Annotated in this window: 26 protein-coding genes and 1 pseudogene; 15 read left to right on the top strand and 12 right to left on the bottom strand. The window is 54.7% G+C overall.

Annotated elements, in window-relative coordinates; translation table 11 throughout:
- Positions 1–42: 42 nt before the first annotated feature.
- The gene (locus tag AB1500_12905; GenBank protein ID MEW6184050.1) at positions 43–537 is read right to left on the bottom strand and encodes a hypothetical protein; all 495 of its coding nucleotides are present in this window, start codon (positions 535–537) and stop codon (positions 43–45) included.
- A 398-nt stretch (positions 538–935) separates the two neighbouring features.
- Entirely contained in the window at positions 936–1,337 is a 402-nt protein-coding gene (locus tag AB1500_12900; protein MEW6184049.1) for a PIN domain-containing protein, read from the bottom strand.
- A 285-nt stretch (positions 1,338–1,622) separates the two neighbouring features.
- Between AB1500_12900 and AB1500_12895 the strand changes: the two genes are divergently transcribed.
- The 9 genes from AB1500_12895 to AB1500_12855 all read left to right on the top strand — a co-directional run bounded on the left by AB1500_12895 (position 1,623) and on the right by AB1500_12855 (position 10,146).
- The gene (locus AB1500_12895) at positions 1,623–2,771 is read left to right on the top strand and encodes an NAD(P)/FAD-dependent oxidoreductase (protein ID MEW6184048.1); all 1,149 of its coding nucleotides are present in this window, start codon (positions 1,623–1,625) and stop codon (positions 2,769–2,771) included.
- A gap of 151 nt (positions 2,772–2,922) precedes the next feature.
- Complete coding sequence (gene atpB, locus AB1500_12890; GenBank protein MEW6184047.1) at positions 2,923–3,690, top strand: F0F1 ATP synthase subunit A; 768 nt, start codon at positions 2,923–2,925, stop codon at positions 3,688–3,690.
- A 7-nt stretch (positions 3,691–3,697) separates the two neighbouring features.
- The gene (gene atpE / locus AB1500_12885; protein ID MEW6184046.1) at positions 3,698–3,931 is read left to right on the top strand and encodes a F0F1 ATP synthase subunit C; all 234 of its coding nucleotides are present in this window, start codon (positions 3,698–3,700) and stop codon (positions 3,929–3,931) included.
- Between the two features lie 337 nt (positions 3,932–4,268).
- The gene (atpF, locus tag AB1500_12880; protein MEW6184045.1) at positions 4,269–4,772 is read left to right on the top strand and encodes a F0F1 ATP synthase subunit B; all 504 of its coding nucleotides are present in this window, start codon (positions 4,269–4,271) and stop codon (positions 4,770–4,772) included.
- Complete coding sequence (gene atpH / locus AB1500_12875) at positions 4,754–5,305, top strand: ATP synthase F1 subunit delta (protein ID MEW6184044.1); 552 nt, start codon at positions 4,754–4,756, stop codon at positions 5,303–5,305. The genes atpF and atpH overlap by 19 nt, the downstream gene beginning before the upstream one ends.
- A gap of 237 nt (positions 5,306–5,542) precedes the next feature.
- Entirely contained in the window at positions 5,543–7,072 is a 1,530-nt protein-coding gene (gene atpA, locus AB1500_12870; protein ID MEW6184043.1) for a F0F1 ATP synthase subunit alpha, read from the top strand.
- Between the two features lie 163 nt (positions 7,073–7,235).
- A complete protein-coding gene (gene atpG / locus AB1500_12865) occupies positions 7,236–8,066 on the top strand; it encodes an ATP synthase F1 subunit gamma (GenBank protein ID MEW6184042.1) in 831 nt (276 codons plus the stop codon).
- 260 nt (positions 8,067–8,326) lie between these two features.
- Complete coding sequence (atpD, locus tag AB1500_12860; GenBank protein ID MEW6184041.1) at positions 8,327–9,751, top strand: F0F1 ATP synthase subunit beta; 1,425 nt, start codon at positions 8,327–8,329, stop codon at positions 9,749–9,751.
- Positions 9,748–10,146 (top strand): F0F1 ATP synthase subunit epsilon, encoded by a 399-nt coding sequence (locus tag AB1500_12855; GenBank protein ID MEW6184040.1) that lies wholly within the window; start codon positions 9,748–9,750, stop codon positions 10,144–10,146. The genes atpD and AB1500_12855 overlap by 4 nt, the downstream gene beginning before the upstream one ends.
- 176 nt (positions 10,147–10,322) lie before the next feature.
- Here the strand turns inward: AB1500_12855 and AB1500_12850 are convergent, their stop codons facing one another.
- The 8 genes from AB1500_12850 to AB1500_12815 form a co-directional block, all read right to left on the bottom strand.
- Positions 10,323–10,784, bottom strand: coding sequence for a hypothetical protein (locus AB1500_12850; GenBank protein ID MEW6184039.1), 462 nt, complete (start codon positions 10,782–10,784; stop codon positions 10,323–10,325).
- Between the two features lie 211 nt (positions 10,785–10,995).
- Positions 10,996–11,817, bottom strand: coding sequence for an alpha/beta fold hydrolase (locus tag AB1500_12845; protein ID MEW6184038.1), 822 nt, complete (start codon positions 11,815–11,817; stop codon positions 10,996–10,998).
- A gap of 111 nt (positions 11,818–11,928) precedes the next feature.
- Entirely contained in the window at positions 11,929–13,194 is a 1,266-nt protein-coding gene (locus tag AB1500_12840; protein MEW6184037.1) for a coproporphyrinogen-III oxidase family protein, read from the bottom strand.
- Between the two features lie 115 nt (positions 13,195–13,309).
- Entirely contained in the window at positions 13,310–13,759 is a 450-nt protein-coding gene (locus tag AB1500_12835; protein ID MEW6184036.1) for a hypothetical protein, read from the bottom strand.
- Between the two features lie 193 nt (positions 13,760–13,952).
- Positions 13,953–14,795: a metal ABC transporter permease gene (locus AB1500_12830; protein MEW6184035.1), complete on the bottom strand. Its 843-nt coding sequence runs from the start codon at positions 14,793–14,795 to the stop codon at positions 13,953–13,955.
- Positions 14,792–15,613, bottom strand: coding sequence for a metal ABC transporter ATP-binding protein (locus AB1500_12825; GenBank protein MEW6184034.1), 822 nt, complete (start codon positions 15,611–15,613; stop codon positions 14,792–14,794). Before AB1500_12825 ends, AB1500_12830 begins: the two co-directional genes overlap by 4 nt.
- Position 15,614: 1 nt before the next feature.
- A complete protein-coding gene (locus tag AB1500_12820; protein MEW6184033.1) occupies positions 15,615–16,529 on the bottom strand; it encodes a zinc ABC transporter substrate-binding protein in 915 nt (304 codons plus the stop codon).
- 71 nt (positions 16,530–16,600) lie between these two features.
- Positions 16,601–17,029 (bottom strand): Fur family transcriptional regulator, encoded by a 429-nt coding sequence (locus AB1500_12815; protein MEW6184032.1) that lies wholly within the window; start codon positions 17,027–17,029, stop codon positions 16,601–16,603.
- Between the two features lie 282 nt (positions 17,030–17,311).
- Between AB1500_12815 and AB1500_12810 the strand changes: the two are divergent.
- The 5 genes and pseudogenes from AB1500_12810 (at position 17,312) to AB1500_12790 (ending at position 18,847) form a co-directional block, all read left to right on the top strand.
- Positions 17,312–17,380 (top strand): annotated as a pseudogene (locus tag AB1500_12810) (peptidoglycan-binding protein).
- 63 nt (positions 17,381–17,443) lie between these two features.
- On the top strand, positions 17,444–17,578 hold the full coding sequence (locus AB1500_12805) for a LysM peptidoglycan-binding domain-containing protein (GenBank protein MEW6184031.1): 135 nt from the start codon (positions 17,444–17,446) through the stop codon (positions 17,576–17,578).
- A 208-nt stretch (positions 17,579–17,786) separates the two neighbouring features.
- Positions 17,787–18,233, top strand: a complete 447-nt coding sequence (locus tag AB1500_12800) for a DUF1259 domain-containing protein (protein MEW6184030.1) — start codon at positions 17,787–17,789, stop codon at positions 18,231–18,233.
- 102 nt (positions 18,234–18,335) lie between these two features.
- Positions 18,336–18,635, top strand: coding sequence for a hypothetical protein (locus AB1500_12795; protein ID MEW6184029.1), 300 nt, complete (start codon positions 18,336–18,338; stop codon positions 18,633–18,635).
- Positions 18,636–18,715: 80 nt separating this feature from the next.
- Positions 18,716–18,847: a hypothetical protein gene (locus AB1500_12790; GenBank protein MEW6184028.1), complete on the top strand. Its 132-nt coding sequence runs from the start codon at positions 18,716–18,718 to the stop codon at positions 18,845–18,847.
- A gap of 716 nt (positions 18,848–19,563) precedes the next feature.
- Here AB1500_12790 and AB1500_12785 read toward each other — a convergent pair.
- Positions 19,564–19,791: a hypothetical protein gene (locus tag AB1500_12785; GenBank protein ID MEW6184027.1), complete on the bottom strand. Its 228-nt coding sequence runs from the start codon at positions 19,789–19,791 to the stop codon at positions 19,564–19,566.
- Between the two features lie 35 nt (positions 19,792–19,826).
- Here AB1500_12785 and AB1500_12780 point away from each other — a divergent pair, with 35 nt between their 5' ends.
- Positions 19,827–19,994: a hypothetical protein gene (locus tag AB1500_12780; protein ID MEW6184026.1), complete on the top strand. Its 168-nt coding sequence runs from the start codon at positions 19,827–19,829 to the stop codon at positions 19,992–19,994.
- A gap of 1,179 nt (positions 19,995–21,173) precedes the next feature.
- On the opposite strand, the gene AB1500_12775 is transcribed toward AB1500_12780, so the two are convergent.
- On the bottom strand, positions 21,174–21,671 hold a 498-nt coding region (locus AB1500_12775), incomplete at its 5' end, for a hypothetical protein (GenBank protein MEW6184025.1).

Genomic DNA, 21,671 nt, shown 5'->3' with positions numbered 1-21,671 from the left:
AGGCGTTGGACGTAATTCCTCTGGAAGGAAGTGATCTGTCGGCTAACAATCCGTAGGTACCTTAAGTATACCTTGGGGGTCAAATTTCGAGTGCCAAAAGGGGTCAATTTTCAAGCGCTGTTGACAGGCTACAAGGCGGTTGTGCTCCCGTGCGAGAGCAAGAGCGTTGGCGCCGCAGCTTTCTTCGGTGAAAACAGTGCCGGGCTTGATACCGACTTCTTCGGCAGCGGCTAAAACCTCTGGTGCTGCAAAGATCTTCAGCGCTATCAATTCCCGGTCGCAAAGTATATAAATGTGGTTATTTTGTAATCCGGTATAGTGCTCTGGAGTGATCACCTGTTCTGCAAGGGTGAAAAGAAGCGAATTCTCCGCCAGGCGGGAAGCGAGTGCAGTCTTCGGCAGGATTTGCTGAGGTTTATCGAGCTCAAACGGCACCTTTAAATCGCGGCAACGGACGTGAGAAACTTCCAAGTCCTCCGGAGAACATAGATAGGCAGCGCAATTAGCAGATGACAATTCTTTGGGGAAAGGAGACATAACACTACCCCTTTGGTAAGAGCGACTTTGAACTTGTCGTAATATGGAGGAGGAATGAGTATTGTTAAACGGTGGGTTTTAGCTCTTGTATCCTGAGATGCAGCAGACTGCGATATTGCTGTTTTAACATTTTATACTAAGGCCCCTGACTAACCAGCCATTATTGCACAAAATTACGGTTTATCTTCCTGAAATTACGGATTATGGGCGTAAACGTCCATACAACTTTTATTTTTTAAGGCCTTTGACGCCAAGATTTACGCAAAATGGCAAGAAATTAAAGGACACAAAGAAGAGAATTCTTGAACCACGGATTAACACGGATAAGAATGATAAGAATCTTAATTTGTGTCTAGACGTGTCCATCCGCGGTTACAATTGGTTCCGGCTTATCCGGGTTAAGGCATTACCCGTTCCACTCCCAGACGGTCGAAATCTTCATCGAAAGAACATACCGCTTCCCCCGAAGATAGGGCTACCTCGGCAAGAAACGCGTCGACGAAATCCACATTCCTGACAGCCATTTTTGTCAGCGCAGAAACCATCAGGTCGGTATCCGCCACGAATACTCCCTTCGCCGTCACAAATGAGGCCAGTGTTTCGGCAATCTGTTCTCTTGAGAACTTATAAAAGGAACCGAACACCCACACAACCTCTGCGATGACCAGCGGCGAGAGCTGGAGTAAAATCTCCTCGTTTTCCGCCTGCCTCATCAGTCCAAACGTTTTCTCCGCCATCTCTGGAGGATCACCGGTAACAAACCGGAGAATCACGTTGGCTTCAAGCCACAAGCGCCGCATCTATTCTTTTCGCTCCTTCTGTTCCTTCCGCAAAATCCGCCGGGCAACCTCTTCGGCAACCTCTCGCCGTACACAATCCTTTCCGGGATAGGGCCGTTTAGCTGGAAAGAAGCATCAAGCTCGGTCAAGCTCCTTCTGTGTAATTTTTCTGGCAAAACCGGCGCAAACACCGCCAATACGGAAAGACTATCGATAACGCCTGCTTTGGCTTTACAAGGCATAAGGCGACTCGAATATCCACCGTTGAGCAATATTAAAGCTTGAACTCATCCCGGAGGAATATCAGTGTACAAGGTAATCATTATCGGCGCCGGGCCCGCCGGGGCCTACCTGGCGTATTTATTGGCCCGCGCTAAAATAAGCGTCCTGCTCCTGGAAAAAGAGCGTCTCCCCCGGCATAAGCTCTGCGCCGGCGGCGTGGCGCCCAAGGCGCGCAGGCTCCTGGACTTCAGCCTGGAGCCCGTCATCGAAGACGAAATCCGCACGGTGGTACTGACCCACAATCAGACACGGCCGATTACGATCACGCATGTCCTACCCGTGGTATACACGGTCAGCAGGGATCGTTTCGACGCCTACCTGGTGGATAAGGCCAGGGAAGTCGGTGCGGCGGTCCGGGACGGGGTCCGGGTAAACCGCATTGAGATGACCGATGAAGGTGTATCCATAAGCGCCGGCGGCATACAGTGGTGGGGACAGTTCCTGGTGGGAGCGGACGGCGCGTTCAGTATCGTGGCCCGTACGCTCCGGCTCGCCCGGCGGAAGCGAGTCGCCATCACCCTGGAGAAGGAGGTGGCGGTATCCCCGGAAAGACTGGCGCGAAACCAGGGCAGGATTAAGGTGGACTACGGGCTGGCGCCGGGAACCTTCACCTGGGTTTTCCCTAAAGCCGGCCGTCTTTCAATCGGCGCCGGCAGCATCTCCCCCCGCTTCAAGGGTCTGCATTCCCTCCTGGGCAGAGTCATAAACTCGGAAGGTCTTGCGGACTCTGTATCCGCGTTGACGGCACGCGGCTGGACGATCCCTTACAACCCGAAACCGGACAACCTGCACCGGGACCGCGCCCTTGTCGTCGGAGACGCCGCGGGACTCGCCGACGCCCTGACGGGCGAAGGGATATATGCAGCACTTTACAGCGCCCGTCTGGCGGCGGAGGTAATCGGCGGGCAGGTTAATAAGCTGCAGCCTGAACTGCGGGAATACACCCGTCTGGTACGCCGGAAAATGGGACCGGAGATGCTTACCGCCCACCGTATCGCCCGACTGTTTTACCGAAGGCCGGGCCTCTTCCACCGTTTTCTTGAACGCCAGCCGGACCTGGCGGACGCGTTTGTCCGTACTGTAGCCGGAGACTTGACCTACGCCGAGTTTTTTCGCTCCTGCATCAAGCGGTTCCCGACGGCCTTTCTCAGAACCGCCCACAAGTTGTTATAGTTCGCACCCCGCATAACCGTGGAATGATAGGGAGACAATGTCAAAGAAGGTTACTCATACGGCAAGGAGCACCGTCAGTCTTAAAAACAACCTTTCTTTAACTTTGGACGTTGAACCTTGAACTTTTAACCTGTTATGGAGGCGGCACGGTTTGGTTCCACAAGCGGGACGTACGCCGGAAGTGTCAATCATCGACCGCACCGGCGAAGCCCTCAATGTCTGGCACATACCGCAGCAGCCGTGGCGGCTGGGCGAAATCTTCGGCTACCCCATAGACCTTAACCCGCGCACCATCATCTTCACCTGGGTGACCATGGCCGTCGTGCTCGTGCTGGCGCTGGCCGCGGTCAGAAGCGCCGGTGTCCGACGGCCTGGACGCCTTGCGGCGCTTTTTGAGATCGTCATCGACTTCGTCCGTGATTTGATAAGGGACTCCATGGACCCGCGCCGGAGTAACGGCGTACTTCAGTTGGCCTTGACCTTCCTGCTGTTCATCTCCGTCGCCAACCTGCTGGGACTGGTTCCTACCCTTTCGGCGCCGACCGCCGATCACCAGACCACCTTCGCGCTGGCCGCGGTGACCTTTGTCGCGCTCCACGCCTGGGGTTTGCGCTACCGCCGCGGCGAATACCTCAAGGATTTCATCAAGCCTTACCCTTTTTTCCTTCCGATCAGACTTGTGGAGGAAGCGGCCAAACCGGTGACGCTGGCTTTCCGTCTCTTCGGCAACATGAAAGGTAAAGAGATAATGCTTATCGCCCTGCTGGGGTTGATCACAGGCGTCGGCGAACTGGCCGGGGGGTTCATGGCCTCGGTGTTGTGGCTGGGGTTCGGCGTCTTCATATCGCTGATTCAGGCTTTTATCTTTACCATTTTGAGCATCGCCTACATCTCCACGGCGACCTTCGAGGAAGGATGATCCACGGGTGGATTTAAGCGCGGCCGCCGCCATAGGCATGGCAATCGTGGCGGGGTTGGCGGCCATCGGAGCGGCAATCGGCAACGGTCTCGCCACCAGCAAAACCATCGAGGGAATCTCCCGCCAGCCGGAACTGCGCGGGCAGCTTCTGACCCTTATGCTTATTTCGGTCGGCCTTATCGAGACAGTGCCGTTGATTGCCGTTGTTATCGCGTTCCTGCTGCTGGGAAACATACGGTAGGCCTATGTCGCAAATATCTACGCAAAATACGCAAAATGGCAAGAAAAATCAACCACAGTGACACAGAGCGCACGGAGGGGAACGGATATAAAGTCGAGAGTCATAAATTAAGTCCTCAGTCGAGAGTCCCCAGTCCTTCCAGTCCCTGTATCCGGACTTAGGACGCAGGACATAGGACTTCGGACTTGATGATCTACCTCTGTGGCAGCCCGGCACTCAACTTACTGGTTTTAAAAACGCGGCGTTCGAAGCCGCATTGTGAACAAGATGCAAATTATTTTTAACATACCGTTGAGTGCTGAGGTTCCGGCTTGTCCGGGTTAGGAGGTGACCTTCCCTGGACCTGAGTTTTAACGCCACACTGGCCGCACAGGTCTTTCATTTCCTGCTCCTGCTCGTCCTCATGAGGATTTTTGCGTACCGGCCGCTGCTCAAGGTCCTGGATGACCGCCGCCGGATGGTGGCGGAACAGCTCGCGACCGCCGAAAGGGACCGGGAGGAGGCCGGAGACTTGCTTCGGCAGCGGCAAGAGATGCTCGTGGAAGCCCGGGAACAGGCGCGCGCCATAATAGACCGTGCGGAAAGCGAAGCCGAAAGCCGCGTCAGGCGGATCCTGGAGCAGGCGCGTAACGACTCGGATGCGGTGAAAAATAAGGCCCTCGCGGCACTTGAACGGGAGCGTGACGAGGCGCGCAAAACCTTGCGGGACGAGCTTGCGGAGCTTGTCCTGACGGCAACGCAGAAGGTGGCCGGCCGGATGATCGACCGGGAACAGCATTTGCGCCTGGTGCGCGAAGCCGTAAAGGAGGTCGGTGCGCAGCGGTGCCGGATCCAAGAATAACATCGAGCTACAGTCGGGCCCTGCTTGCGTCGGCGAGGTGTGAAGGCCGGATCGGACCGGTCCGCCGGGAATTGGCCGAACTGGAAAAGGTGCTTGTCGAAGTACCGGAATTCCGCTCCCTGTGGAACGCCCGTCTTCCGGCAAACCGGAAGGCGACCGCCCTCGACGCCGTGTTGCGACCGCGGCTGTCGCCGCTGACGCTGCGCTTTCTGAAGGTTTTGATCACGCACCGGAGAGAACGATACCTTCCCCTTATCGCCAGGTATTTTGCCGCCCTGTGCCGCGAGGCGGAAAAACGGGCCGAGGTAAGGGTGGCTTCCGCCTTCCCCCTGCCGGACGATTTGCGGCGCGAAATCATTGAGACCGCCGCGCGACTGACCGGTTTTGAGCCGGAGGTGGAGTTTTCGGTGGATGCCGGTTTACTCGGCGGGCTTATCATAAGATTCGGGGACTTTCTGATCGACGCCAGCGTCAAAGGACGTCTGAATTCTCTCGGCAGGCTTTTTGCTGAGGACACGTCCTGCATCCGTTAGCGGCTGCCGAGTTACGGATCGCAAAGGAAGTCCAAAGTCGAAAGTCCTCAGTCCCAAGTCCGGGGATAATGGAGGAAGTATTATAACAGTTACGAGTCTCGGGTTGCGAGTTTTAAGCGGTTCCGGAATTCTTATTCTATATTCTACCTTCTGACCGCTTTAGTCACCGCCAAGAGATTATTCTTACTTTGAACTTTAAACCTTGAACTTTGAACTTCTTAATAGAGGTGACTTTTTATCAGCCTCAAGCTTAATGAACTCAGCACCATTATAAAACAGCAGCTCGAAAGATATGAAGTCACGGCGGAGTTGAGCGAGGTGGGCACCGTGGTGCGCGTCGGCGACGGTGTCGCCCAGGTCTACGGGCTCTCCCGGGCGGTGTTCGGTGAACTTATCGAGTTCCCCGGCGACGTGCCGGGCATCGCGCTAAACCTGGAGGAGGAACAGGTCGGGTGCGTAATCCTCGGACACTTTCAGCAGATCCGCGAAGGAGACCGGGTACGGCGCACGGGCCGGGTTGCGTCGGTGCCGGTAGGCAGGCGGCTGATCGGCAGGGTGCTGAGTCCCGTCGGCACACCCCTCGACGGCCGGGGGCCCTTGGACGCGGAAGAATACCGTCCGGTTGAACGGTTCGCCCCCGGGGTGACCGCCCGCGCGCCTGTAAGCCGGCCGTTGCAAACCGGGATCAAGGCGATCGACGCCGTGATACCGATCGGGCGGGGGCAAAGGGAGCTGATCCTCGGCGACCGGCAGACCGGAAAGACCGCCATCGCCGTAGACGCTATCATCAACCAGCGCGACCAGGGCGTGCTGTGCGTTTACACGGCTATCGGCCAGAAGGCCTCCGCCGTGGCCCGGGTAATCCAAAAACTCCGCGAGAAAAAGGTCGCCGATTATTCGGTGGTCATAGCCGCCACCGCCGCAGATCCCGCGCCGATGCAGTTTATCGCTCCTTACGCCGCCACCGCCGTCGCCGAAAAATTCATGGACGAGGGGAACGACGTGCTGATCGTTTACGACGACCTTTCCCGCCACGCCGTGGCTTACCGGGAGATGTCCCTTCTGCTGCGGCGCCCTCCCGGGCGTGAAGCCTTCCCGGGCGATATTTTCTACCTGCACTCCCGCCTGCTGGAAAGGGCTGCCCAGCTTGACCGGGAGAACGGCGGCGGCTCTCTGACCGCGCTCCCCATCGTCGAGACCCAGCAGGGAGACATTTCGGCCTACATACCGACCAACGTTATCTCCATCACCGACGGACAGATCTATCTCGAATCGGAGCTTTTCTATGCCGGCATCCGTCCGGCGATCAACGTAGGACTGTCGGTCTCGCGGGTCGGCGGCAGCGCGCAGACAAAAGCCATGCGCCAGGTGGCGGGGCGGATGCGTCTCGACCTTGCCCGCTACCACGAGCTGAAAGCCTTCGCGCATTTCGGCACCGACCTCGACCGTACCACCCGCGCCCGTCTTACTCACGGCGTCCGGCTGGTGGAGCTGTTGAAACAAAAACAGTTCCAACCGTTATCTCTCGCGGAGATGGTTGTATCGCTGTACGCGGGCGTCAACGGATATCTGGACGGGATTCCGGTCGAGCTTGTAAAACCATTCGAAGACGAATTGCTCAACTTACTCGGGCGGGAACAAACGGGGCTGAGGGAACGGATCACTCAAAACGCAGAACTGGCGGAGCAAGACGAACGGCTGCTCCGGGAGTTGCTGGAGCATCTACTGGAACGCTTCAGGACCGAGCAAATGAGAGGTGTGATGTGAGAAGTTCGAAGTGGGAAGAATGGAGGATGGCCAATTGCCAGGTGCTGCTTGTAAACACAGATATTCATTTTTGTTATTAGTCATGATAGTTCTGTTCTCTGTGAACTCTGTGCCTTTGTGGTGGCATATTTTGGTTACGGCTTGTCCGGGTTAGGAAATAGCTGTGCGTGAAGTCAGGAACCAGATCAGGGGTGTCCGCAGCATACGCCAGGTGACGCGGGCGATGAAGGCCGTATCCATGTCTAAAGCCGGGCGGGCGCAAGCAGTTGTCGAAGCCGCGCGGCCTTACGAAGAACTGCTGCGTGAGGTTTTAGGCCGCCTCGCGGGTGCCGCGCACCAGGTCCGCCACCCCCTGCTTAACGTCCGGGCGGTTCGCCGGGCTTGTTTTACGGTGGTTTCCGCGGACAAGGGACTTTCCGGCGGTTTTGACGTGCCGGTCCTGCGCCGGGCGCTGAAGGAAGCCGAGTCTTACCCGGAAGCGATTTTCGTGGCGGTGGGCCGGAAAGCGGCAAATTTTTTCAACTTCAGAGGGCTGGAAACAGCCGGCAGGTTTGTGGACCTTGATGAAAACATCCATGTAAAGGATGCGCGTTCCATCGCACACCATATAATCCACGGTTACGAGCGGGGCGATTACGACCGGGTCGATCTGGTTTACAGCGAGTTTATCAGCTTTTTCGAGCACCGAACCGAAGTGGTGTCCCTGATTCCCGTTCCGGTGAGCGATGAACCCGGGGGAAACTACCTCTTCGAACCGGGAGCGGAAGAAATCCTCAGCGCCGTGCTCCCGCTGTTCATCGAAGAAGCCTTATTCCACGCCCTTGCCGAGTCCAAGGCCAGCGAGCACGCCGCCCGACTTTCCGCCATGGACCGGGCGACACGGAACGCCGATGAGATGATCGACCGCCTTACATTCAGGCTGCATCGCCTGCGGCAGGCGGGGATCACCGGCGAACTCCTCGACATCGTCACGGCGGCCGAGGCGCTGGAGTGACAACCGCCGAAAGAAACCGCCCACGCCGCGACAGCAGCATCAAAAAGGGCGAATAATACAGATCCGAAAGCTGGTTACTTAAAAGCAGTAACATAGCATAAACGGCGCGCGGGGAGAAGCAAGTAGAGCGCGAAAGCCTGGCAGGGACGGGCCGGAGCGTACTGTGGGGTACGTGAGGACCCCGCCCTGCCAGGCTGACAAAGCTATACGCAGCTTATCGCCGCGCCCAACGAAAGAAGCACTATTTTAAGGAGGAACCCATGCAGGGAGAAGTCGTGCGCATAATCGGAGTCGTTGTTGACGTGCGCTTCCCGCCCGACGAACTACCGCGAATCTTCAACGCCCTTGTGGTGGACGGGTTCACCGACCCCTCGGGACGCGGCGGTCCCCTGACCCTGGAGGTGGTGCTTCACCTCGGCGACGAGGTCGTGCGGTGCATCGCGCTCTCCGCCACGGAAGGCCTGATGCGTGGAACGGCGGTGCGCGATACCGGGCGTCCGATCCGGGTGCCGGTCGGAAGGGAGGTCCTCGGACGTTTGTTTGACGTCCTCGGGCGCCCCATTGACGACCGGGGACCGGTGACCACCGGGAAGCACTATCCGATTCACCGGAACGCCCCCCCGCTTATCGAACAATCCACCGACATTGAGCAGTTGGAGACAGGGATTAAGGTGATCGACCTCCTCATTCCTTTCGTCAGGGGCGGTAAAATCGGAATGTTCGGCGGCGCCGGCGTGGGAAAGACCGTAATCGTCATGGAACTCATCAACAATATCGCCAGGGAGCACGGGGGCATCTCGGTTTTTGTGGGCGTGGGGGAACGTACCCGCGAAGGGGCCGAACTGCTGGCCTCCATGACCGAGTCCGGAGTAATCGAGCGGACCACCATGGTTTTCGGGCAGATGAACGAACCGCCGGGGGCCCGATGGCGGGTGGCGCTTTCCGGTTTGTCGATGGCGGAGTACTTCCGCGATGAGGAAAACGCGGACATTCTGCTCTTCATAGACAACATCTTCAGGTATGCCCAGGCGGGAAGCGAGGTCTCAGCGCTCCTAGGCCGCCTTCCTTCGTCCGTAGGCTACCAGCCCACGCTGGCGACGGAAATGGGACAACTGCAGGAGCGGATTACCTCCACCGACAAGGGGTCCATCACCTCCGTGCAGGCGGTTTACGTTCCGGCGGACGACCTCACCGACCCCGCTCCCGCCACCACCTTCCAGCACCTTGACGGCACGGTCGTGCTGTCCCGCGCCATCTCGGAGCAGGGCATCTATCCGGCCGTCGACCCGCTGGATTCCACCTCGCGAATCCTTGACCCGGACGTGGTCGGCCGGGAACACTTCAGCGTCGCCCGGCGGGTTCAGGAGGTGCTTCAGCGTTACAGGGAACTAAGGGATATCATCGCCATTCTGGGCATGGAGGAACTCTCGGACGCCGACAAGCTGATGGTGGCGCGGGCACGGCGGATTCAGCGCTTTCTCTCGCAGCCTTTTAACGTGGCCGAAAGCTTCACCGGACGCCCGGGCCGGTACGTACCCATCGCTGAAACCGTCCGCGGTTTTAAGGAAATCGTCGAAGGCCGTCACGACGAACTGGACGAGGATGACTTTTATATGGCGGGAACGATCGACGAAGTGGTGGAAAAGGGACGGCGAACGCCGCACCGAAAGGACGCAGCCTCGTGAGCGCGGTACAGCGCGTCCTGGTGGTTACGCCGGAGCGTGTGGCGTTTGACGGGGACGCCCGTTTTGTGGTTGTTCCGGGAACCGAGGGGGACCTGGGTATCCTTCCCTATCACGCCCCCCTTATAACGCTGTTAAAGACAGGGCTGGTGCGGATTTCGCAGGACGGCGCGGAATCGATGTTTGTCATCTCCGGCGGGCTGCTCGAAATAAACCAAAACCGGGTGGTCCTTCTGACCGGGTCGGCCGAGCACCCCGAGGACATAGACCCGGAACGGGCGCAGGCAGCGCGGGAACGCGCGGAACGGCGCCTCGCGGCGCGGGGGCCGGATGTAGACTACGACAGGGCGCGGGCGGCCCTGATGCGCGCCGCCGCCCGTCTGAAAACCCGCCGGTGATCTCCATGTTCCAAGTTCAAGCTGCAAGGATGGACCCTTTGGGGGTCCGTTAAACGTTCAACGTTTATGTTTAACCTTGGATAGTATTATGTTCTAAGAAGGGCTGGAAGCACCACCTTTCCGGGCTTGTGACCCTCTGCAAATAGACAGGCCGCGCACGTATGCCGTCTTCCCGCTTATTCTTGTTTCCCCTGGACCAATATAAGAACCTCGTCGGAACCGGTAAAAACCTTCGCGATGCTGTTTGTGCTGCTGACAGCCGTAAACCAGCCTTTAACCGTAAACGATGTCCGGCCGGAGATTCCGTTATCCAGCGCGTACTGCTGGACCGCCTCCCTGTCGAAGGTTGCCTCGCAATTGTACCACGTGGGCCGGAAGCTTTCAGCCCAGGCGACCAAAACGTCACCCTGATACAGACCGATCTCATACCCGGTAATCTTGTACCCTACAAGATAGTAGCCGACAATGGCCTTAAAATGAGGCCAGTTTGCGGTTTCGGTGGAGTTGACGATAAGCGTGTCCGGCCTAAGCCTTACGTCCACCTCTTCCGGATCGGCACTGAAGGCCGGAGCGCATACAACCAGCGACAGGAGCAATAAAACCGTACAACCGATCATCCTCTTTTTTTGCGATCTCATTTTACTCCTCCTTCAAAACTGTATTTCTTGTGCTTTATGCATTTATACGGTGGTGTGACATAATATGAGGGGGTTGTGCAGTATAACCTTGCCGAGCTTTTTATTGTATTGTTTTTCTGTTCATTAAAAAACCCGCCCGCAGGCGGGAATAACCCTTTACAAGTCCGGTGATTAAAGTGAAAATCTGATCCGTCCGGGGTTTTCGGTTAAACTAAACCGGCGATCGGATGAAATCAGAAAGAAAACCGTAAAACTCTTCCGCCCGGTCGATCATCAGCCAGTGAAAGGCCGGCTCGAACCTCCGGTGCCGCAGTGAAGCCGCTTCCAGGTATTCGAGCGTCTCTTGCGCCAGACTTTCGCTGCCCCAGCAGAAAACCTTCGGGATTTGCAGCCCGGCGTAAGCGGTCCCGGTAAGGGATTCTGTGCGGCCGGGCAGCGGCCGGTTCCTTTCGCAGATCTCCAAGGCCTCGGCCAGGAAGGCTTCCGGTCGGCAGAACCGGAGCGAGGCGTAATAGCGCCGGCACGATTCCCACCTGCTCCCCCATCCCTTCAGGACCATTTTCTCCTTGAAATCCTCCTCGAACCACCCGGTAAAATCGCCGCTCTCCGCCGCGGCGGCGGCCTTGCCGCTGATAAACGTATCGTGCGGCGTCAGGTTACCTTCTACATTGACAAGCCCTTTTACCCGCCCTTCGTTGTCGCAGGAGGCCATCAACACGCCCAGGTCGCCCCCGAGCGAGTGCCCGACAACGTAAAACGACTCAAGCCCCAAATGGTCCACGAGCCGCCGGAGGCGGCGCACCTGGGTCTCCATGCCGTAGTCGCCGTCAAAGGCGTGCGAGCTGCGGGCGCATCCCGGCATATCGGGGACCACCAGGCCGCAGTCTTTCAGCTCCGGAGACCGGAACGCTTCGTCAAAACACAGGCCGGACTCGCCAAGCCCGTGAATGAAGAGCAGCGCCGGCCGCCTGTTAACGCCCGTATGCCGGATGAAGAACCACCCGTCTTCCAGTTGGATAACGCTCTCGCGCATACTGATACCGGCCTTTCCTGCCGCCGTCTCACCTCCGGTTCATCGGGCCTCGGAGCGAACGACGGCTGACTTGTAGAGCCTGCCCTTTACTTTTTAAGCCGTTCCATGATGTCAAAAGCAAATCTCAGAAGGCCATGGCTCTTTGAGACTGCCGGACCAAACCCGGCAGAGATAATCCCACGAATGGCCCTTTTCGACCAGGTGAAAAAGGTACCCTCCTTTATCAGTCAACTGGATTGAATCACCCTCCGCAACGACCAGACCGCACAACCGCAATACCGCAAGAAACACTCCGAAACGGCGCTTCAGACTCTCCCTGAACAGCGCTTCGAAACGCCGGACAGGTATCTCCATATCGTACATCCGCCAGTAAAGCCAGTACAGCATTTCCACACGTGCAGACAGTTTCATTCCCACGGAAACCGGCAGTCCCTGCCTGACGGATTTTACATAATATTCCGGGCTGAAGGTGTTAAGATAGAAATAACCACTGTTCAGGGATGCCGCGCCTGCTCCTACCCCGACGAACCTCTCCCGCGTCACTGAGCTGTACCTTGCGGCCCCTTTTCTGGTAAAGGTCCAGATAGAACTCCGTCTATACCCGTACTTGTCGGCAAGATTGACGATGGCCGTCAACATCCCCTTTTCCGCTCTCAAGCCTGTCTTTTTCAACCCCAGGCGCCTTATATGGGAACCCATGCCCGTATACGGAAAAATAATCAGCGGGTAAGCCGATACCTGGTGAACCCCCAGCTCGAAAACCTCCGACACCTCGCGCACCGCATCCTCCACCTTTTGCCCCGGTAACGCGAAAATCAGGTCCGCGTCAACGGTCTCAAACCCGGCGTCGAGCGCCGCCTTAACCGCCTTTCTGGCCGCAGCCCCGCCGTACGTCCTGCCTATTGACTTTAATAACCGATCGTCAAACGTCTGCACCCCGATACTGAGCATGTTCACCCCCGCCTGCCGGAGGATACTTAGAGTGTCGTCGTTCAGATCGTTCGGGTGTGCTTCCACACCTATCACGTTGCCGCAATCATACAAGCTCCTTATCTCGTCAATCAGCCGGACAAGCTGCGGGGTTGCCGTCGTGGGTGTGCCGCCGCCGAAGTAGATCGAGTCTACCCGGGCGCGGCCGAAAATCTCCCTGTAGCGCCGCAGCTCCGTTGAAAGAGCATCGAAGTAATCCACCACTCTGTCTTCGCGGTACAAACACTTGTTATAGGGGCAAAAGGGACAGATCCGCCGGCAGAAGGGAACGTGCACGTAAAGACCAAAGCTTTCGAGGGATGGATCAAGAACAGGCTTTTCGGCTGAACTCAAACAAAAAGGCTTCAGCCGCCGGGCAAAAAACACCCTGAGCAAAGTGGACAGCATCACAACTTTCCTTCCATACCCTGAGCCCCGCGAATAACCGCGGCGCCTTTATCTCATTTATAAAATGCTTTAAAGCTCGAACACCCTTTTGGAGAAATTCGCGTTCGCCGGCATTTTATCCTTGTTGGGATTGCGGTTCCGGCAGGTGCCGCAGGACGAGGGCGGCGATCAGCCCCCAAAGGATTGAGAGGATAAAGGACGCCAGGACCATCACCGGGGGAATAGTACTGTAAACCCTGGGAGCCATAGCGGGGATGAACGCCACGTGAATCACCCAAAGGACTCCCCCTGCGCTTAACCCTTTCAGCCAGGCGTATCCCCTGCCGCTCCAGCGAATGATAAGGTCGATTGCGACTACGGCAGACAAACTCGCGGCAATATCCGCCATTGTGCCCATAACCAGCGGCAATACGGTCAGCGGGGTTCCCGGCGGCATCACCAACCTCGCCGTATAATGCGTCAGTGTGAAAGGCAGGACGCCCGCCAGGAAGAAAGCCCAGTTGATGGTCAAATATACTAGGGCTGCGGTTGCACCGGCGATAAAGGCGCGGAGGATTATATCCACATAACCGGCCGGACTCCCGTATCCGGGGTTATACGGATACGCGAAAATCCGACCGTCACCCCCTGTGTGATAGTTTGGCCGGGTATGGTCGGGGCGATACGGAACGCGCGGTGATAAACTTCGTCCGGCTTTGTCAGCCGTGCGAAGCTGGATGTTTTACAGCACTCTCCCGGAGGATGTGGTTGCTGAGAGCTTAAGCAAGCCTGGGTTTTGCAAAGAGAGTACCCAGGTAAAACAGCGCCGCGAATAGAACGATGGTTGCCCCGGTAGCCGTCGACCAGTAATACGACATGAGCAGTCCCGCTATCCCGGAGGTAAGGGTTATCAGTAAGGAGACCACATGGTATTGGCGCATGTTCCGGGATATGTTCCGCGCGGCCGCGGCCGGTAAAATTAATAGTGAATTGATGATTAAAATGCCGACCCATTGAATGGAAATCGTTACAACGACCGCCGTAGTTATACAAAACAGGGTTTCAACAAAGCGGACCGGGATGCCCCTGCTGAGCGCCAGTGATGGGTTCACGCTTACCAGCAGGAACTTGTTGAACATTATTCCCCACAGCAGAATAACGCCCGCGAGTGTGAAAGCCAGCAACAGCACTTCTGTCGGTGTAATACTCAACAAGTCGCCGACAAGAAACCGGGAAAACTTATTAAACCCGCCTCCGCGCGAGAGGATAACAATACCGAGCGCCACCATGGTGGCGGACACAGATCCGATGATGGTATCCGTTGAGGTGGTGGTCAGGGCCTTCAGCATGGATATGGCGGCGGCCAGAAGGACGGAGAATACCAACATGATCCATAACGGGTCATGAAAACCTAGAAGCACACCGATAGCAATGCCGGTTAGGGCGGAGTGACCGATTGTATCGGAGAAAAAGGCCATTTTATTATTAACGACCATCGTTCCCATGACGGCAAACATCGGGCCGACCAGAAGTACCGCCAGAAGAGCGTTTTTCATGAAGGTGTACCGGGCCCACTCGAATGGTAATACGTGGTCTATAAAGGCGTACCATATTTCCATTATTTACGCACACCTTTGCTCCGATGAATTATTTGCGGTTTCACAAGGATTTGGCTGGGTTCTTCCTCCATCGCCGGTCCGTACGCCCTCAATATCTTTTCATTAGAAAGAAATTCTTGCGGCATACCGCAGTACCGTACTGTCCGGTCCAGGAGAACAATGCGGTCCGCGTAGCGCGACATCAACGCCCAATCGTGGGAAACCAATATGATGGACAGGTCATATTGCCGGCGCAGACTTGAAACCAGATCATAAAAGACTCTTCTGCCTTGCACATCGATGCCGGAAACCGGTTCATCCAGCAAAAGCAGGTCAGGATTAGGGCCGACAGCCATAGCGAGTAGAACCCTTTGAAGCTCCCCTCCCGATAAATCTCCCAGGCGCCTTTCCAACAGGCGGTCCGCCTGCACGCTGGCCAAGCTGACTGAGGCGTGTTCCCGAAGGCGCCGGGAATGACCAATACAAGCCGGCCGGGATGACGAACAGGATGCGAACAAATCCAACACGCTGATCGGCGAACCGGGATCAAAGTCCAGTTTTTGAGGGACATAACCGACGACGGGCTTCCTCGGGCAATTCCCGGCATCAAGGAAAGACAGTTCACCCGTATGGCGGATTTCCCCCAGGATCGCTTTAAGAAGCGTTGTCTTACCTGCTCCGTTTGGGCCGGTCAGTACCGTCAGCTCACCGCAGTGAATGTGGAGATCGATATCGTGTAAAATCTCTGTCTTACCGATATTAACCCCGAAGTTTTTCAGCTTTGTGCAGCACAAGCCGCAAGATTTTCTTTCCAGTTTTCGAATTATACCGGTATAAAACATCCTATTTTAACGCCTTTTCCAACGTTTTCATGTTGGATTCCATTATTCTTAAATAGGCGTCCGGTTCCATCGGACCCGTCACCACCGGATCCAGGGTGTATACCTTCGCCCCTGTTTCACCGGCGATGGTTTCGGCGGCTTTTACCGGATACTGCGGTTCGGCGAAGAGCGCCGTGATTTTAGCTCTCTTAACGGTTTCGATGGTGTCCGCCAACTCGGCGGCGTTTGGCTCGGAACCGGGCTCTCTTTCAATCACCGCCGCGATGTTAAGGTTGAATTCCCGGGCAAAGTAGGGGAAGGCTTCATGAAACGTAATAATGTCCCGCTTCTTAGCGCCGTCAAGGACCTGATGCATTTTGTCGCGGAGCGCCTCAAGCTTATTCACATAGGCGCTGGTGTTGGCGTAGTACTGCGCGGCATGGTCCGGGTCTAGCGCCGCCAGTTGCAGTCCGATGTTTTTCACCTGCCGTATGGCATCGGATATGCTCACCCATACGTGAGGGTTGTCTCCTTCATCTCCCTCGCCTTTTATGAGTGGTATCCCTTTACAGGCATCGACAGTTCTCAGGTCGGGCAATTGGCTCACAACTTTATCCATAAACGATTCCATGCCCGCGCCGTTTATGACGAATATCCGAGCTTCAGTGAGAGTCTTCAGGTCATCGGGCTTGAGCTGATAGTCGTGCAGACATCCTGTCATGGGCGGGGTCATATTGACGACTTTTACCCCGGGTACGTCCTTGACAATGTTTATAACGTCAATGTACATAGGGTAGAACGAGGTGGCAATTGTAAATGCCTTACCTGCTGTCGGTCTTTCCGGCGCCGCAGTAGTTTGTCCCCGGCATCCCGTTAAAAAAACAGCCATAGCGGCAAGTAATGCGGCACTCGTTAAAAGGGTTGCAGTTTTGCGCACTTTTCAAACCTTCCTATCGCACTCTCCGTAAATCAATCAATTTTTTCATACCGGCCACCGAGATAAAACCGTCATCCGGCGCTTCGACAAACCGGACAATAGCCGTAAAGCTCAAAGGCATGCCCCGTTATTTCATAACCGCTTTCTTCGGCGATAATCATATCCCGCTCGTTCAGGGCGCAGTGCTCCAGGCATATTGCCTCGCCGCATCCCAGGCAGACCAGGTGGTGGTGGTGATGTTCCAAAATTTCAAACCTTGTCGTTTCGTTATTCTTAAGATTGATTTGAATTAGAAGGCCAATGTCTACCAGAAGATTCAGGTTTCGGTAGACGGTATCAAGGCTGACGTCGGGAAATTGGGCTCTTACTTTTGCCAGCACTTCTTTTGCCGTGGGTGGCCTGCCCGGAAGGAACAAGGCTTCGATAATCGCCCGCCGCTGGGGTGTCACCTTATAACCTTTCTCCCTTATCTGCTGAATTATTGTCGAATGATTTATCATTACTCGCCCCTAATTAATAATATTCCTATTTAGTAAAAATATTATATCGCGCAGCGCTTGATGTCAATAGAAAGAGCGCGGTAACCGCAATGTTCTTCGTAAAAAGCATAAACACAAAGCCAACCGGAACGCATATACTGCATCTACTGAGTTATTGAATGATTTAAGAAGGTGAAGTGCGTGCCGGCAAGATACCCGCCCGAATGTCCCGAGGGATTCCTTGACCACTACTTCGTCATTCCGGGGGATACGATGTACATCATCGCGTAGAGGTATGGCACAACCGTCGACCGGATGATTGCCGCCAACCCGCATATCCCCGACCCGAACGTGCTTTACCCTGGAGACGTCTTATGCGCGCCGGGATTCCGCCGCCCCAAAGCCTGCCCGCCGGGATTTCAGGGGTGTTGCGAGGTGAAGTATGGAGACACGATGTTCTCGATCGCCCAAATGTATAATGTCGGCGTGGAAGCGCTCATCGCCGCCAACCCCCAGATCCCGAACCCTGATTTTATCTTCCCGTTCGACGTGCTGTGCGTTCCCGTATAGTTCTTAAGTCAGGCCGAGATTAAGAAGCCTTCCCTGGCGCTTGTCCTTTGTTAATGGCTTAACTGAGCATGTCCGCGTTACCATAAACCATAGCCGCCATCCGTAAGATTCCCCTGGCCTAGAAAAACTTAATACATCCATCGCACGAAAGTCTCACCAATTTCCCCCTCCTGACATATTTTGGTACAACGAAGGAGGTGTCTATGATATGCCCAAATACAAATCTCACGGCGTGGAGGAAGAAATTATACCGCGTGATCGCTGCGCAGAGTTTGCAAGGATACTTCGCGCTCAGATCTTGGAACAGCGCAACGGTTTATGCACCGTAGCGCGCAAAAGAAATATCGAGGTTGAGATTGCGGGAAAGCCCGCCAGAAGCCCTCTCGTTCTTGACGCGCTTTTTTCTTTTGAATCCAAGGATCGAGAAGGCAGAACTCTGAATCTAGGGGAAACCGTTATATTGCAGAGGGAAATCAACCCGTTTATTTCAGCGCTTAGACAACAGGGAATCATAGTTACGGCGCTTCACAACCACTGGTTGTTTGAAACACCGCGGCTGTTCTACATCCACTTTCTATCCATCGATCAACCGTTATCTTTTGCCAGGAAAGTGGCCAGAGCCTTTATGTTGCTCGAAGACGACCATTTCATTTAAACACCGCGACGTATTTCACTATTCTATACCGCAACCATCTACAACCACACGAAATAAACTGTTAACGGCCTTCGATAAAAATACTTATAAGGAGGTAATCACATGCCGGAAGTAGTCGCTGAAAAGGGTGCGTTCGATAACGAATCCAAGAAAAAGCACAAGAAGAAAGAACATGAAAGCAAGATCCTGGCCGCAGTGCACCGGTTCGATCGAAAGGTCAAAGAGGCTCTGGAGCATCCCGAAACCGCAGGCCCCAAGATTACGAAAGCCGTCTTTGAGATGCTGCAAGAGATAGGTATCCCTGATGAGAAAAAAGAGAAGGACAAGAAGGATAAGAAGGATAAGAAAGATAAGAAGGATAAGAAAGGAGATACCTTTCCGGAATTTCCCAGGAAGAAGTAGCAGAGAAAGTCATTAACGATAGGGTCCCTACCGTACACGCAGTTATCTTAATCAATGCCAAGAATGGAGGTTCGCATTAAATGGCTGTCCCTATTCAGGAATGCGGCGGTGGGTTCTTTCCCGGCGCCTGGGCGTTGATTCTCGTGGTCATTCTGATCATCCCGGGCTTCACCTTCATGGGCTTTGGCGTGGACGGTAGCGGTTGGATTTAATTGTGTAGCAGTATAATACAATTGTAGCCAATCTCCCGCAAGCATGGCGCACCCTGCATCCGAAAAGGAGCAGGGTTTTCTTTTATACGTAATATGCCAGCCGAAGAAACAGGCGGGACCAGGCGCCAAACTTTTAACTTCTGGGGTTATATAAAAATTCAGGGCACCTAAACAGCCCCAAGGGGATTTCCCTGGCAGTTGTCCGCCGGAGACGCTGCACTCCGGGCCGACGCGACATCGGCTTGGTTCGGAGCGAAAGACGGCGCACTTATAGAGCCTGACACCATTCGTTCTTAGCCGCCTGGTTGGTAATTAAATTCAATTATCTATCTTACAAAATGCTTGCTCTGATTCGGCACAACGCGTACGCCTGTTCGCTTAGCCGAACCTTCACCGTGTCCGCGTAAAGCGGCCCTCCGAAAGGCGTTCCTTGCGGACAAACGCCAGGAGCCGAGTGTTTAGAGGCTTGTAAAACGTCAAGCACCGTGGTCTGGAAATGTCAGGTACCAAGCTTATTCTTTGGGATTAAATTAGGCGACTATACCCTTATAGCACGTAAGCGGGAGGAATAAAATGAAGAACCTATTTAAAGTCTTTGCGATTGAAAAGGAATTAATCAGAAGGCTTAAGAATTCCCCAGAGCAAGAACACAAAGAGATACTTAAGGCGCTAAAAGAAGTCAGTGTGATTAAGGTAAAACTATGCGACCGTCAACTTCACTTACCGTAAGTCTGTACTTTTCTTATTAGATCACTTAAAGATTCATCATTTATTTCTCCTGATTCCTCGTAACTGCTTACGGCTTCATAGACAATCTTATACATTTCGGCAACACTTTCGGCTAACTGTTTGTTAAATTCTACTCCTTCGGCTTCGGGTGCTTTTAAGCCATGTTTCTTTATGGCTTCTAACACCAGTTTTAAGGCTATCTCTTTTGTTTCCAAGGATATAATCTCCTTTCGGGAAGGTGGTGAAAACGATGCACAAGTTTGAGCATTGGTACGGCTATGCTAAAGGAGAAGGTGCTGACGATGAAAACCCAAGGCGTCTTAAAATTGAAGGCATAGCAAATGAAGTCGCAAACTTGTTGATTAAAAAACTGCTGTCAAGGGATAATCGCCTTAAATTATTCCCCGCATATAATTAAGTTAATAATTCAAGTGTCTTGCACCTAAACTAGCCTTACCGCGTCGCCGTGCAACGCTTTGGTTACCCGTCCTTTTGGTCGTAAAAATGGAACCAACTGAGAAGATGACTCCCGCCATCAGGGGATGGGTCAATGACGCAAAACAAGCGCTTTAGTGGATGGCGACATTCTGAAAACCACCACGTTATCTCTCGGGTCTTGCTGGAAAAATCGCCGCGGTGCATCCAGAAAACCGTGCGCAACTCCTTCGGGTCTTCACTTCGGAGTTGCATCTGTTCTGCAAGGCTACCAGCAATAATATCAGGAATGGCGAGAAAGTCTTCAATCTGTTGCGATCCGTTATCACACCTACTAGTTCCACACCTACAGTGGCCGAGGCCAAACGTGAGGTATAGACTGCTGATCCATGAAAACAACTGCGTTAACTCATGGACTCTGTCGTCGTTGGCCGCTATGCTGTCTTCATCAGTGAACCACATGACGTCCTGTCCTGGGGCTGAGAGACCAGCCAGAATCACACCGAGGACATGAATAGTAAAGAACGCCTTCTCCAAGACCGCAGGTTTCCATTTACGGTAGGCCGCAAAATCAGGATTAGAGAGGTCAAGTGGAGGTCGGGCAGTAAATATAGACTCGCATTCCTTGTTCAAAGCGACGGAGAACGACAGCCCATTTAAGCTATTCGCGGCATTCAGGGAAGGGAATCAAGGCTCGCCTACGTTGTCGGTCACCGAGACGCTTGAAGGACATGCGCCTGGAATCCCGCAGGTGCTTTTGCCTAATCTCCAACCGCTGTGTCTCCCAACCAGCCCAGGACCCTAGGGACGTCAAGAGGAATGAAAAGACCAAGTAGAGAGTCTTGGACGACTCGCCGCTGTAGTCAGACCCAATCAGAAGCGTTCTCGCCGATCGGAGATTGGGTAGACAGTTATCGTACTTGTTATCCAGAAGTTTGAACTCCGAATTCAGGAGCCACGAGAAATTTCTCTCTTGAGTACGAATCGGGTTCCACCTTGAGATGCTCATAGCGTTTGCCTAATTGGCCCAACATTTCCTTTTTAATTTATTCTGCTATTGGTCGTATTTTATAGCTCATAATTGTAGTCGTCAAGGAAGTATATGCCAAATAGGCCTTACTACCGTGCTACGGATGGGTCGCTGATCCTTAAATAGTGCCCGCTAGAATCCGGCTGACCTACCTCGTAGAGGTGTCGTCCTTAACCGACTACGCCCCGCGTCCCGCCCGCCCGATCCCAGGCGGAGCAGTCGCATACCGACCAGGAGAAACCAAGCAAGCAACAACAAGTATCCGGTTCCTATAAGAACAGCGACGAGGGGTGCCCGGGACGCGCCCGTTGCAAGGTCGCCGGCAAGAAGGAGCGCGTTCGCCGGGAGTCCCGCGTACCCGAGACGCCTGAAGCCGGCGCTTTTGAGCATCAGAAAGGAAATCACCAGACCTGCACCCATTAACGCCGAACGGCCCGCTAAATGCGTGACGAACAGAACCGCTATTCCGGCGAAGGGCAGCGCGACGGCTATACCCGTCCAGATCCCGTTGATCCTGCCGAGCGTGGGCCGAAACCCGAGGAACGTGATTCCGGCAAGAACCAGGATAACTATGTCGAGAGAATTGAGAATGCGCAAAGGGTCCGCGGGCAGACCGCCGAAACCGGCGTT

It is taken from the genome of Bacillota bacterium (assembly GCA_040755295.1).
Taxonomy (GTDB): domain Bacteria; phylum Bacillota; class Desulfotomaculia; order Desulfotomaculales; family Ammonificaceae; genus SURF-55.
This window is presented reverse-complemented; position numbering and strand designations above follow the sequence as displayed.